Origin of the sequence: Arthrobacter hankyongi (genome assembly GCF_022012395.1) — a bacterium.
GTDB classification, from domain to species: Bacteria; Actinomycetota; Actinomycetes; order Actinomycetales; family Micrococcaceae; genus Crystallibacter; species Crystallibacter hankyongi.
Map to the genome: position 1 here is coordinate 203,254 of NZ_JAKLTQ010000002.1, position 13,262 is coordinate 216,515.

Here is a 13,262-nt window from a genome sequence, read left to right on the forward strand (position 1 = left end):
GGAATCGGTTGCCTTTGACGTGGGTCGTTACTCTAGTGATAAACAATCGATTTGTATACCAATTTGGGTATCAACGTGAACCAGGATGCGTTCCGCCGGTCGTCAGCCTGCCCTGCGGAACAGTGCGGCGAGCGCCTGCCCGCCGCCGATGCACATCGTCACGATGCCGAACTCCAGGTCCCGCCGCACCAGGTCCTTGGCAACCCGGAGGGACAGAATGGCGCCGGTGGCTCCGACCGGGTGTCCCAACGCAATGGCCCCGCCGTAGGGGTTGGTCTTGGCCGGATCCAGCTTGGCGTCGCGGATCACGGCGACGGCCTGGGACGCGAAGGCCTCGTTCAGTTCGATGACATCGACGTCTGCCGGCGTCATCCCGGTCTGCGCAAAGAGCTTCTCCAGCGCCGGAACCGGAGCATAGCCCATGAGCTGCGGTTCCATGGCGGCTGTGGCAACGGATTCCAGCGTGGCCAGCCCCCTGATGCCACGTTCGGCCGCGACCGATTCGCGGGCGAGCACGACGGCGGCAGCCCCATCGTTGATGCCGGAGGCATTTCCGGCCGTAACTGTGCCGCCGTCCTCGAACGCAGGACGCAGCTTGGCGAGGCCGTCCAAGGTGGTCGATGGCTTGGGATGCTCGTCAGCTTCGACAGTGTAGGGTTTCCGTCCGCCGGTGTTGACCGGGGTGATCTCCTCGGCGAATGCCTTCCGGGCAGCTGTGGTTGCCGCCCTGCGCTGGGACTCGAGTGCGAACTCGTCCTGTTCCTGGCGGGTGACTCCATACCGGCGGGCGACGTTTTCCGCCGTGACGCCCATGTGGGCGCCGCTGAACGGGTCGGTGAGGATGGCTACGGTTCCGTCGACGAGCGCGCGGTCCCCGAGCCGGTAGCCGTTCCGGGCCCCGAAGTCGTAGAACGGCATCCGGGTCATCGATTCGTTCCCCCCAGCCAGGGCAAAGTCGACGCCACCCCAGTGCATTTGCATGGCAGCGGACCAAATCGCCTGCAGGCCGCTGCCACACAGCCGGTTCACGGTGTAGGCGGGGGTGCCTTTCGGCAGTCCCGCCGCCAGGGCGACACGACGGGCGTTGTAGGCGTCCGGGCCGACCTGTCCGATGCAGCCCATCACCACTTCGTCAATGTCCTCGGGCCGTACGCCGGAACGTTCCAGCGCGGCCTTCGCAGCCGCCGCGCCGAGTTCGAAGCCCGGGATGTCCTTAAAGGCTCCGCCGAAGCTGCCGATGGGGGTTCGTGCGCCGTCGATCAGGACGATCTTTTCCTTGCTGTTCATGGCTTCAACCTCGTTTGTACCGGATAGTGGTTCATTGGATGGTGGCAGTTCGTACTCGGGGAGGCGGGTTCAGGCGAAGCGCGGGAGGCGTTTCTCCACAAAGGCGGAAAGCCCCTCGGCGGCCTCTCCGTTGGTTAACAGTCCGGTCGCTTCGCGCTCCTCGTCCGCCAGGCCGCTGGACAGGTCGACGTTGAAGGAATTGTCGACAAGTCGAAGGATCACGGCGATGGCGGGCTGTGACAGGCGGGCTATTTCCTCTGCAAGCTCCAAGGCGGCCTCCCGGGCCCTGCCGGCGCCGGCCAGCCGGGTGAGGAGGCCCATGTGATAGGCCTCGGCCGCTTCCACCGTGCGTGCCGTGAGGAGAAGGTCCAAGGCCCGGGCGCGCCCCACGATCTGGGGCAGGCGCTGCGTTCCGCCGGCCCCCGGGATAAGGCCGAGCCTGGGTTCGGGCAGGCCCATTTTCGCGTCCGTGGAGCCGACGCGCAGGCTGCAGGCCAAGGCCAGTTCCAGTCCTCCGCCGAGGGCCAGTCCCTCGATCACCGCGATGGAAGGCCGATCGAGGCCTGCGAGCCTGGTGAGCAGCCGGCGCAGGGCGGTGCCGTACTCGGCGAGGGCTGATGCGCCGGCCCCGTTCATTTCCTTGATGTCCGCCCCGGCAATGAAAACGCCCGGTAGGGCCGAGACGATGAGCAGGACCTTGGCGCCGGACTCCTCGAACCGCGTCAGTGCCGTGTCGATGGCCGCGATCATGGGCGTGCCTAGCGAGTTGGCGCCGGGGCCGGCGAGTTCGATGATTCCTGCGGTTCCCGTGGTCTTGAAGGCCGTTTCGGACCGTGCCGACATTTTGCCTCTCCCATTGACGAGTGCTTGGCTTCCGAGTAATACTCTAGTGCAAAACTATCTGCTTCTATAGTAAATAGCGATAGGCAAGTTAGCGGGGGGCGGGCAGCGCCGTCGGCACGGCCTGGACAACGCAGGAGGGAAGACCATGAAGATCGTCGTACTGGTCAAAGAGGTGCCGGACACCTATGAGGCGCGCAAGCTGGACAGCAGTGGCATGCTCGCCCGAACTGCCAGCGAGCTGGTGCCCGATGAGATCAACGAGCGCGCCCTCGAGTCCGCGCTGCGCTACCAGGACGCGCACAAGGGCACGGAGGTCGTTGTCCTGTCGATGGGGCCGGAATCGACGGTGAAGACCCTGCGTAAGATGCTCTCGATGGGCGCGGACTCTGCCGTCCTGGTGGAGGACTCCTCGCTGGCAGGCGCGGACCTGGTGCGCACCTCGGCCGTGCTGGCCGCGGCCGTCCAGCGCGAGGGCTTCGACCTGATTGTCGCCGGCAACGAGTCGACCGACGGCCGCGGCGGCCTGGTGCCGGCGATGGTGGCCGAGCACCTCGGGCTGCCGCTGCTGCCGTCCCTCGACACGCTGGAGATCACCGCGGAGTCGGTCTCCGGCAGCTGTGCCATCGACGGCGGCACGCTCGTCGTCAATGCCGCCCTGCCGGCGGTCGTGTCCGTCACGGAGCGTTCGGCCGAGGCCCGGTTCCCCAACTTCAAGGGGATCATGAAGGCCAAGAAGAAGCCGCTGGCGAAAATCTCCCTCGCCGATTTGGGCCTGTCCCCGGAACCGGGCGCACGGTCCACCGTGACCGCAGCCGTCGAACGTCCGGTGCGCGCCGCCGGCACCAAGATCGTCGATGAGGGACAAGCCGCGCAGGAACTGGCGGACTTCCTGGCCGCCAACCGACTCATCTGACCAGCCTGACATTCCACCGGAGGAAAGCGACATGGCAAACATCCTTGCTCTTATTGAAACCACGTCCACGGGCGGCCTGAAGAGCTCCGCAGCGGGCCTGATCGGTGCGGCCGCGCAACTAGGCACCCCCGTGGCGGTGCTGGCCGCCACCCCGGGGGCCGGGGCGGCGAGCGTCGCGGAACTGGGCCGGCTCGGCGCGGCCAAGGTGTACATCGCCGAGGGTGACGGCGTGGGCCGGGTGCTCACCCGGCCGCAGCTCGAGGCGCTGGCCGGCGCGGTCGAGGCCCACGGGCCCGCCGCGGTCCTGGTATCCAACAGCAATGAATCCCGCGGCGTGGCCGGCCGGCTGGCGGTGCGCGTCGGCGGCGCTGTGGCGGCGGAAGCGGTTGGCGTGAGGGCCGACGGCGGCCGGATCATCGCCGTCCATTCGGTCTTCGGCGGCGACTACACGACCGAGTCGACCATCGAGGGCGGCCTGCCCATCATCACCCTGCGCCCCGGGTCTATCGAGGAGCGGGCCGAAGCGGCCATTCCGGAGGTCTCCACTGTGACGCTGGTCCTCGCGGCCGGACCGGCCGCGAACATCGTGGAACTGCGCGAGGCACCGGCCGAGACCGGACGCCCGGCCCTGCGCGGCGCGGCCAAGGTGGTCTCCGGCGGACGCGGGCTGGGGGCCAAGGACAACTTCGCGCTCGTCGAGCAGTTGGCCGACGCGCTGGGGGCCGCGGTGGGCGCATCGCGTGCGGCGGTCGACGCCGGATTTGTCCCGCAGTCGCATCAGGTCGGGCAGACCGGCGTGGCGGTGTCCCCGCAGCTGTATGTCGCTCTGGGGATCTCCGGGGCGATCCAGCACCGGGCGGGCATGCAGACGTCCAAGACCATCGTGGCAATCAACAAGGACGAGGATGCCCCGATTTTCGAGGTGGCTGACTTCGGCATCGTGGGTGATGTGTTCACCGTCGTGCCGCAGCTGGTCGAGGCGATCAAGGCCAGGCAGTTGGCGGCCGTCTAGGCGCCAGTCGAAGGGAAAGGAGCCAGGACCATGGCGATCTCCACCAAACCAACCACTTCCGGGACAAAGTCCCCGCGGAAGCCGCTGCCGGGCTGGGCCAAGGGCGCCGCGGCGGCCGCGGCCGCCGTCGTCGTTCTGCTGCTGGTCGTGCTGCTGGCCCGGTGGCTGCGGACGATGCCTGCGGCCGAGTCGTTCCTGATCCAGTATCCCGGGCACAGCGAACTGCCGGACGGCGCGCCGACGGGCCTGCCGGCCTGGCTGGGCTGGCAGCACTTCCTGAACGCGTTCTTCATGCTGCTGATCATCCGCACCGGCTGGCTGGTGCGCACCACCGCCCGGCCCAAGGCGTATTGGACCCGCAACAACAAGGGCCTGCTCAAAACCAAGAACCCGCCCAAGAAGATCAGCCTGGACCTGTGGCTGCACCTGACCCTTGATGCCCTCTGGGTACTCAACGGCATCGTTTTTATGGTGCTGCTGTTCGCCACCGGGCAGTGGATGCGGATCGTCCCGACAAGCTGGGATGTGGTGCCGAACGCGCTGTCCGCGGTACTGCAGTATGCGTCCTTCGACTGGCCGACGGAGAACGGCTGGGTCAACTACAACTCCCTGCAGGTGCTGGCCTACTTCGCCACGGTCTTCATCGCGGCCCCGCTGGCCCTGGCCACCGGGCTGCGGATGTCCGGGGCCTGGCCGCAGAACGCGGAGAAGCTCAACAGGATTTATCCGGTCGAGGCCGCGCGCGCCGTCCACCTGCCGGTCATGGCCTATTTCGTTGTCTTCATCGTTACGCACGTGGCCCTGGTCTTTGCCACCGGGGCGCTGCGCAACCTCAACCACATGTACGCGTCGCGGGACGATGCCGGCTGGGTGGGCTTCTGGATCTTCGCGGCCTCGGTGGCCGTGATGGCCGCCGGCTGGTTCCTGGCCCGCCCGCTCTTCCTGCGGCCCATCGCATCCCTGATGGGCAAGGTTTCCCGGTAGGGACGGAAGGACCACCATGTTCGAACTCAACGAGGACCAGCTCGCCCTGGTCGAGACGGTGCGGGACTTCGCGACCGCCGCCCTGGCGCCGAATGCGGCCAAATGGGACGAGACCAAGCATTTCCCGGTGGACGTGCTGCGCGACGCCGGTGACCTCGGCCTCGGCGGCGTCTACGCCGCCGAGGAGTACGGCGGCTCGGGCCTGACCCGGTCCGACGCCGTGCTGATCTTCGAGGAGCTGGCCAAGGCCGACCCCGCGATCGCCGCCTACATCTCGATCCACAACATGGTGGTGTGGATGGTCGACGCGTTCGGCAACGACGATCAGCGCGCCGAGTGGGTACCGCAGCTGGCGTCGATGGAATCGCTGGGCAGCTACTGCCTGACCGAGCCCGGGGCCGGTTCCGACGCCGCGGCGCTGACGACCCGGGCGGTGCGGGACGGGGACGGGTACATCCTGAACGGGGTCAAGCAGTTTATCTCCGGGGCTGGATCATCCGCGCTCTACATCGTCATGGCCCGGACCGCGGACACCGGGTCCCGCGGCATCACCGCCTTCCTGGTGCCGACCGGGGAGCCGGGGCTGTCCTTCGGACCCAACGAGAAGAAGATGGGCTGGAATGCCCAGCCCACCCGGCAGGTCATCCTGGAGGACGTGCGCATCCCGGCCGCGAACCGGCTCGGTGCGGAGGGCACCGGTTTCGGCATTGCGATGAAGGGTCTGAACGGTGGCCGGATCAATATGGGCGCCTGCTCGCTCGGCGGCGGCCAGGCGGCGCTGGAGAAAACGGTCGCCTACCTCAAGCAGCGCGAGGCCTTCGGCGGCCCGTTGATCAACCAGCAGGCCCTGCTGTTCGAGCTGGCAGACATGGACATGGAACTCGAATCCGCCCGCACCCTGCTGCGCCGGGCGGCCGATGCCCTGGACCGGGGCGCCGGGGACACCGTCCGGCTGTGCGCGATGGCCAAGCGCGTGGCCACCGACGCCGGCTTCAACGCCGCCAACACTGCGATCCAGCTGCATGGCGGCTACGGCTACCTGGCCGAGTACGGCCTGGAGAAGATCGCCCGCGACCTGAGGGTCCACCAGATCCTGGAGGGAAGCAACGAGATCATGCGCCTGATTGTCGGACGAACCCTGGCGGAGGACTAGACATGGACAGCGAAACCATCCTGCGCCGCGAGGGCCGCCTGGGGCACATCATCCTGAACAGGCCCCAGGCGATGAACGCGCTGACCCACCGCATGGTCGCGGAGATCACCGCCGCGCTCGAGGCCTGGCGCGAGGACGACGGCGTGGCCGCAGTCCTGCTCACCGGCGCCGGTGAACGCGGCCTTTGTGCCGGCGGTGACATCGTGGCGATCTACCGGGACGCCCTTCAGGGGGGCAAAGCGACGGCCGCTTTCTGGGCCGACGAATACCGGCTCAACGCCCGGATCGCCCGGTACCCGAAGCCGTACGTGGCCGTGATGGACGGGGTGGTCCTGGGCGGCGGCGTCGGAGTCTCCGCCCACGCGGGCATCCGGGTGGTGACCGAACGCTCGAAGATCGGCATGCCGGAAACCGGCATCGGCTTCGTCCCCGACGTCGGCGGCACCTGGCTGCTCTCGCATGCCCCGGGCGAACTGGGCACCCACGTGGCGCTGACCGCCGGCAGCATCGGCGGCAGTGACGCGATCGCACTGGGCCTGGCCGACCACTTCATCAGCAGCAGCGACCTGCCGGTGCTGGCGCAGGCCCTGGCCCACGGGGACGCCGTGGAAACCGTGCAGTCCCTGTCCAGCAACTACTTCCCACCCTCCGGCCTGGCCGCCGAACGGTCCTGGATCAACGAGTGCTACGCGTTCGACACCGTCGAGCAGATCCTCGGTGCGCTGCAGGCATCCCCGGTGCCGGCCGCGCACGAGGCGGCCGCGGCCATCCTGGCCAAATCCCCGATGGCGCTGAAAGTGGCGCTGGCATCGCTGCGCCGGGCCCGGGACCTGGCCAGCCTGGAAGAAGCGCTGGACCAGGAGTTCCGGGTCTCCCTGCGCTTCCTGGCCGGGTCCGAATTCACCGAGGGGATCCGTGCGCAGGTGATCGACAAGGACCGCAACCCGCGCTGGGCTCCGCCCCTGCTGCACGAGGTGACCGCCGACGACGTCGAGGAGTACTTCGCGGACCTGGGCCCGCGCGAACTCGGGCTGGCCGCACAACTACACGCTAGGAGCTGACACGATGAGCAGGACCATCGCCTTCATCGGGCTGGGCAACATGGGCGGGCCGATGGCCGCCAACCTCGTCAAGGCCGGCTGGAAGGTGTCCGGCTTCGACCTGGCACCGGAGGCCCTGGACAAGGCCCGGTCTGCCGGCGTCACCATCACGGCCTCAGCGACCGAGGCCGCCGGCGGCGCCGACACCGTCATCACCATGCTGCCGGCGGGGAAGCACGTGCTGGCCGCCTATGCGGGGCCGGACGGGCTGCTGGCCGCCGCCGCACCGGGCACCCTGTTCATCGACTGTTCCACCATCGCCGTCGACGACGCCCGCGCCGCCCACGGCCTCGTGGCTGCGGCCGGGCACCGGGGCCTGGACGCCCCGGTCTCCGGCGGGACCGGCGGCGCCGGGGCCGGGACGCTGACCTTTATGGCCGGCGGTGCGGAGGAGGACTTCGACCAGGCGCTGCCCCTGCTGGAAGCGATGGGCAAGCGTGTGGTGCACTGCGGCGGCCCGGGGGCAGGCCAGGCGGCGAAGGTGTGCAACAACATGATCCTGGGCATCTCGATGATCGCGGTGTCCGAGGCCTTCGTCCTGGGCGAAAAGCTCGGCCTGTCCCACGAGGCGCTCTATGACGTGGCCTCGGCCGCCTCGGGGCAGTGCTGGGCGCTGACCACCAACTGCCCGGTGCCCGGCCCGGTGCCGGCCAGCCCCGCCAACCGGGACTACCAGCCCGGCTTTGCCGGGGCGCTGATGGCCAAGGACCTGGGCCTGGCCGCCCAGGCGCTCCGGACCGCCGGCGTCGAGGGCCGGATGGGGGCCCTGGCCGAGGAGATCTACCGCGGCTTCGCCGACGGGGACGGGGCGGACCGGGACTTCTCCGGCATCATCAATGCGATCCGGGCCAACTCAACGACACAGGAAACGGTGAAGGAAACGGTATGAGCGAGTTCGAGACCATCCTCGTCAAGCAGGAAGGCCGCGTCGGGATCATTACCCTGAACCGGCCCGAGGCGCTGAACGCGCTCAACGTGCGGCTCGGCACCGAAGTGCTGGCCGCCGCCCGGGCCTTCGACACGGACCCGGGGATCGGGGCGATCATCCTCACCGGCTCGGAGCGGGCGTTCGCCGCGGGCGCGGACATCAAGGAGATGGCCCCACGCGGCTTTGCGGACATGTATGTGGAGGACTTCTTCTCCGGCTGGGACGAACTGGCCCGGGTGCGCACCCCGCTGATCGCCGCCGTCGCCGGACATGCATTGGGCGGCGGCTGCGAACTGGCAATGATCTGCGACCTCATCATCGCCGCGGAGAACGCCAGGTTCGGCCAGCCCGAAATCAAGCTGGGCGTCATCCCGGGCATGGGCGGCTCCCAGCGCCTCACCAGGGCCATCGGCAAGGCCAAGGCGATGGAGATGGTCCTGACAGGCCGGACCATGGGGGCCGAGGAAGCCGAGCGCTCGGGCCTGGTGGCCAGGGTGGTGCCGGCGGCCGAACTGATGGACCAGGCGCTGGCCACCGCCGAGGCCATCGCCTCCATGTCCAAGCCGATCGCGATGCTGGCCAAGGAAGCGGTGAACATCGCCTTCGAAACCTCCCTGGCCGAGGGCGTGCACGCCGAGCGCCGGCTGAACCATTCCTGCTTCGCCACCGAGGACCAGAAGGAAGGGATGGTTGCCTTCATCGACAAACGGCCCCCGAACTTCAGCCACAAGTAACCGACACGCCCATCCCTTTGCAGCAGAGAGCAGGTATTTCCATGGTTCGCGAACTGACCCACTTCATCGGCGGCCGGCACGTGCCCGGCCTGTCCGGACACTTTGCCGATGTCTTCGACCCCAACACCGGCCAGGTCCAGGCCCGGGTGCCGCTGGCGTCCCGGTCCGAGACCGAAGCGGCCATCACCGACGCGGAAAAGGCCCAGACCGAATGGGGCGCCTGGAACCCGCAGCGCCGCGCCCGGGTGCTGCTGAGGTTCCTGGACCTGGCCAACAGGGACATGGATTCCCTGGCCCGGCTGCTCTCCGCCGAGCACGGCAAGACCGTGGCCGACGCCCGGGGTGACATCCAGCGCGGCCTGGAAGTCATCGAGTTCGCCGCCGGCGGGCCCCACCTGCTCAAGGGCGAATACAGCACCGGGGCCGGCACCGGCATCGACGTGTACTCGATGCGCCAGCCGCTGGGCGTCGTCGCCGGCATCACCCCGTTCAACTTCCCGGCCATGATCCCGCTCTGGAAGGCCGGCCCCGCCCTGGCCGCCGGCAACGCGTTCATCCTCAAGCCCTCCGAACGCGACCCCTCGGTGCCGCTGCGGATCGCCGAACTGTTCCTGGAAGCCGGCCTGCCCGAGGGCGTGCTCAACGTGGTCAACGGCGGCAAGGAAACCGTCGACACCCTGCTGGAAGACCCCCGGGTCAGGGCCGTCGGGTTCGTCGGCTCCACCCCGATCGCCCAGTACATCTACGAGACGGCCGCCGCCCACGGCAAACGCGCCCAGTGCTTCGGCGGGGCCAAGAACCACATGATCATCATGCCCGACGCGGACCTGGACCAGGTCGCCGACGCCCTGATCGGCGCCGGCTACGGTTCGGCCGGGGAACGCTGCATGGCCATCTCCGTCGCCGTGCCGGTCGGCCAGGACACCGCCGACGCCCTGGCCGCCAAGCTCACCGAACGCGTGAAGACCCTGCGCGTGGGCCACTCCCTGGACGAGACCGCCGACTACGGCCCGCTGATCACCGCGCAGGCCGCGGACAAGGTCAAAGAGTACATCCAGGCCGGAATCGACGAAGGCGCACAGCTGCTGGCCGACGGCCGCGGCTTCACCCTGCCCGGCCACGAGAACGGCTTCTTCCTCGGCCCCACCCTCTTCGACCACGTCACCCCGGACATGCGCATCTACAAGGAAGAGATCTTCGGACCCGTCCTGGTCATCACCCGCGCAGCGGACTACGAAGAGGCCCTGCGCCTGCCCAGCGAGCACGAATACGGCAACGGCGTGTCCATCTTCACCCGCGACGGCGACGCCGCCCGCGACTTCGCCGCCCGGGTCAACACCGGCATGGTCGGGATCAACGTGCCCATCCCGGTGCCCATCGCCTACCACACCTTCGGCGGCTGGAAGCGCTCGGGCTTCGGGGACCTGAACCAGCACGGCCCCGACGCCTTCCGCTTCTACACCAAGACCAAGACCGTCACCTCCCGCTGGCCCTCGGGCATCAAGGACGGCGCCAGCTTCGTCATCCCCACCATGAACTGACGCCACTCCCACAGCGGCCGCCCCGCCACCACGACGGGGCGGCCGCTGTCTGTCCGGGACTCCGGTTGTCGAGAGTCGTGGGCGCTGGCGGGAGAGCGCGCCAGCAGCGAATCCTCGATTGATATTGGAGGCTCCGTGCGGCTCGACTGCTTTATCGTCCAGATCGGCCGGACGGCTTGCTGATGCAATGGTTTCGAATGCCGCCGTTCCGGCCAAGGGTGCCCGGAACGGCGGCATCCAGATTAGCCGGATTAGGCGGTCGCCGGTTTGACGTGTGCGGGCACTGTCCTTGGCTGCTGGCTGAGGTACGCCGGGTTCGTGCATTCTTCAAGGATGTCGGCCCGGGCCGGGTCCGGCTGCCACCCCAGTTCGGCGCGGGCCCGTTTCGAGCGCGTGCGGCTGCAGGACGAGAAGACGATCGGACCGGTGAACTTGTCCCAGACATCGATCGCCTCGGCTACCTCGATGCTCCGCGTGGGTATGCCGAGATGGCGTGCGATCGTCTCTGCCATGGTGCGGTAGTTCACTTCGCCTGAGACGCAGTGATAGAGGGCTCCGGGAACGCCTCGTTTGAGCGCGCGGCTGAAAAGGTCGGCGAGGTCTTCGACGTGGACGTTCGAGTAGACGTTGAGTCCGCGGCCGACATAACAGACGGCGCCGGTTCGCCGGGCCGAATGGTAGAAGTCGGAAATGACCTTGCTGCCGCCGTTGCCCCAAATCAGCGGGGGCCGGACGCACATCGCCCGCACGCCGCGGGTCGCTGATTCCCGCACCATGTTCTCGATGGCCAGGCGCGGCGCGATTTGGCGCCGAGGGATGAACGAATCGTCCTCCGCGTAGCTGTTTTCGATCCATTCACCGTTCGTCCGTTCGGACAGCAAACTCGTCCCGCTCGTAAAGATGAATGTCTTGCCTGTCCCGTGCAGTGCTTCCAACAAGGCGCGGACCACGCGATGCTCATCGTCGAGCATGAGTTGGGCGATCCACACGACTGCGTCCTGGTCCTTGACCAGGCGGACCAGTTCGTCGGTCTTGGCGAGGTCGCCCAGTACGGTGCATGCTCCAGTCTGTCCGGCCGTAGCCGCGCCCTGCGTACTGCGTACGAGGGCCGTCACGTCGTGTCCGTCAGCGACAAACCGGGCGGAAACATGGCGGCCGATGTATCCACTCGCACCCAAGACCAATATGCGCACAACATCCCCTTTATTCTTGATCCAAATAATTCATTATTAGACCAAATGGCTCGGTGCGGCAAGGTTTCCGCGCCCGGAGCGGCTGCCCGGAAGACGGCTGGACCACCGGGCGCCGGCAGCGCGCCCCCTAGAAGCTTGAGGAACTGCCCGAACCGGAGAAACTGCCGCCGCTGCTGCCGTAGCCGGTCGTGCTGGCATCGCTGCGCGAGGAATCGACGCTGCCTTGTGCGCTGCTGAAGCCGCTGTTGAAGGCCACGATGGAGTAGAAGGCGTAGGACGGATACGCCGTGTCGAGAATGGTCGAGCGCGGGCCGCGGCTGCCCTGGAGGGAATCGTCCATGTCCTTGCGCATCAGCTCCGCCTCCTTCTGGGTTTTTGCGTAGCCCTCGATGACTGTTTGCGAATGGTTCCTCAGCAGGTCGTTGAAGTCCCGGCGGGCCTGCTCCAGCTGGTCCAGCGCGGCATCCGGTGCCAGGCTGCCCGCGCCGAGGCCGGCCGCCCACTCGTCCAGCTGCCGGCGGGTGGTGTCCCGGAAGGAGAGCAGCGCCGCCGCGGTGGCCGAGTTCCCGCGGGCCTCGGGCTTATCCAGCAGTTCCCCGATCCCGTCCAGGTCGGCCCGCAGCGGTGCCACCTGCCGGTCCCAGGCTTTCGCCCAGCCGGCGGCGCGGTTAAGCAGGGCGTTGGTATCGGCGATCACGTCGTCGAGCGCATCCAGTTCGGCGGCGGCGTCGGCGTACTGCCGGACCACCTTGACGTTTCGGCCTGCGGCCAGGGCCCGGTTGGACATTGCATGGACCTGGCCGTTGAGCTTGCTGGCGGCAGAATACGCCGTCATGAATGTCCGGTATCGCTCCAGCACCAGCGCACCGTACTTGGATGTCGTCGGAATGACCCTCGCGTTCACCTCGGTGGCGTCCAGGTCCATAGTGACATTGGCGTAGCTGCGGTCCCCGCGTTCCCGTTCGCGCAGCCCGCGGACCTGGTTGCGGCGGCGCACGGCCAGCCAGCTGCCCAGGCCCGCTACCGCGGCGACGCCGGCGACCCACAGGCTGCCGATGAAGAAGCCGGAGCGGTACCAGGGCCGGTTGATCAGCTCCGCGCCCCGCTGGATGCCGGCGATGGTCCCGTCGGTCCACTGGGCGTCGCGGAACAGGTCCTTGGCTGCATCCTGGATGTCTTGCTGCGCCTCGGTGGAAACCTTCCGGTCCTCGCCCAGGTAGGTGCCGACGTGGCGTCCGACCGGATCCAGCGCGAAGATGAACAGCCCGTCGGCCCACTTCTGTCCGTCGGCGCTGATCCATTCCGGATGCTCGGCCCGGGCGAAGCGCAGCACTTGTTCGTTCAGGTTGTCCGACCGGCTGCCGCGGTAGGTGTAGACCGCCACCTTGGTCGGCTCGTAGAAATCAATGCTTTCGACGGCGGGCAGCAGCGTCTTCCGGTCCAGCACGCCCGCGTTGTCTTCCACGACGATGTCCGTGGGAGTTTCCGCCAGCGCGGCCGGAGCCGGCCCCAGCAGCGCCGCCAGCGCCAGTAGCAGCGAACCTAGAACCCTGCGCATATTTCCCCTGTCTTTG

At 68.0% G+C, this 13,262-nt stretch carries 11 protein-coding genes and 1 pseudogene; 8 read left to right on the forward strand and 4 right to left on the reverse strand.

Annotation, left to right across the window (positions count from 1 at the left end; all coding sequences use genetic code 11):
• Positions 1–102 precede the first annotated feature (102 nt).
• The gene (locus LVY72_RS04930) at positions 103–1,287 is read right to left on the reverse strand and encodes a thiolase family protein (protein ID WP_237818362.1); all 1,185 of its coding nucleotides are present in this window, start codon (positions 1,285–1,287) and stop codon (positions 103–105) included.
• A gap of 69 nt (positions 1,288–1,356) precedes the next feature.
• Positions 1,357–2,130, reverse strand: coding sequence for an enoyl-CoA hydratase/isomerase family protein (locus tag LVY72_RS04935; protein ID WP_237818363.1), 774 nt, complete (start codon positions 2,128–2,130; stop codon positions 1,357–1,359).
• A 145-nt stretch (positions 2,131–2,275) separates the two neighbouring features.
• Here LVY72_RS04935 and LVY72_RS04940 point away from each other — a divergent pair, with 145 nt between their 5' ends.
• The 8 genes and pseudogenes from LVY72_RS04940 to LVY72_RS04975 all read left to right on the forward strand — a co-directional run bounded on the left by LVY72_RS04940 (position 2,276) and on the right by LVY72_RS04975 (position 10,495).
• The gene (locus LVY72_RS04940; protein WP_237818364.1) at positions 2,276–3,043 is read left to right on the forward strand and encodes an electron transfer flavoprotein subunit beta/FixA family protein; all 768 of its coding nucleotides are present in this window, start codon (positions 2,276–2,278) and stop codon (positions 3,041–3,043) included.
• 31 nt (positions 3,044–3,074) lie between these two features.
• Positions 3,075–4,055 (forward strand): electron transfer flavoprotein subunit alpha/FixB family protein, encoded by a 981-nt coding sequence (locus LVY72_RS04945; RefSeq protein WP_237818365.1) that lies wholly within the window; start codon positions 3,075–3,077, stop codon positions 4,053–4,055.
• Between the two features lie 30 nt (positions 4,056–4,085).
• Positions 4,086–5,039: a cytochrome b/b6 domain-containing protein gene (locus tag LVY72_RS04950; protein ID WP_237818366.1), complete on the forward strand. Its 954-nt coding sequence runs from the start codon at positions 4,086–4,088 to the stop codon at positions 5,037–5,039.
• 16 nt (positions 5,040–5,055) lie between these two features.
• On the forward strand, positions 5,056–6,192 hold the full coding sequence (locus LVY72_RS04955; protein ID WP_237818367.1) for an acyl-CoA dehydrogenase family protein: 1,137 nt from the start codon (positions 5,056–5,058) through the stop codon (positions 6,190–6,192).
• Between the two features lie 2 nt (positions 6,193–6,194).
• Positions 6,195–7,253, forward strand: coding sequence for an enoyl-CoA hydratase/isomerase family protein (locus LVY72_RS04960; RefSeq protein WP_237818368.1), 1,059 nt, complete (start codon positions 6,195–6,197; stop codon positions 7,251–7,253).
• Positions 7,249–8,181 (forward strand): annotated as a pseudogene (gene mmsB / locus LVY72_RS04965) (3-hydroxyisobutyrate dehydrogenase); the annotation flags it as partial. The gene LVY72_RS04960 and the pseudogene mmsB, both read left to right, overlap by 5 nt.
• Positions 8,178–8,954, forward strand: a complete 777-nt coding sequence (locus tag LVY72_RS04970; RefSeq protein ID WP_237818369.1) for an enoyl-CoA hydratase — start codon at positions 8,178–8,180, stop codon at positions 8,952–8,954. The pseudogene mmsB and the gene LVY72_RS04970, both read left to right, overlap by 4 nt.
• Positions 8,955–8,995: 41 nt before the next feature.
• A complete protein-coding gene (locus tag LVY72_RS04975; protein ID WP_237818370.1) occupies positions 8,996–10,495 on the forward strand; it encodes a CoA-acylating methylmalonate-semialdehyde dehydrogenase in 1,500 nt (499 codons plus the stop codon).
• Positions 10,496–10,746: 251 nt separating this feature from the next.
• Here LVY72_RS04975 and LVY72_RS04980 read toward each other — a convergent pair whose 3' ends face one another.
• Both LVY72_RS04980 and LVY72_RS04985 read right to left on the reverse strand, forming a co-directional pair.
• Positions 10,747–11,688 carry an NAD-dependent epimerase/dehydratase family protein gene (locus tag LVY72_RS04980; RefSeq protein ID WP_237818371.1) on the reverse strand — a complete coding sequence of 314 codons (942 nt, stop codon included), beginning with the start codon at positions 11,686–11,688 and terminating at the stop codon, positions 10,747–10,749.
• Between the two features lie 127 nt (positions 11,689–11,815).
• Positions 11,816–13,246: a DUF5129 domain-containing protein gene (locus tag LVY72_RS04985; RefSeq protein WP_237818372.1), complete on the reverse strand. Its 1,431-nt coding sequence runs from the start codon at positions 13,244–13,246 to the stop codon at positions 11,816–11,818.
• Positions 13,247–13,262: the final 16 nt, after the last annotated feature.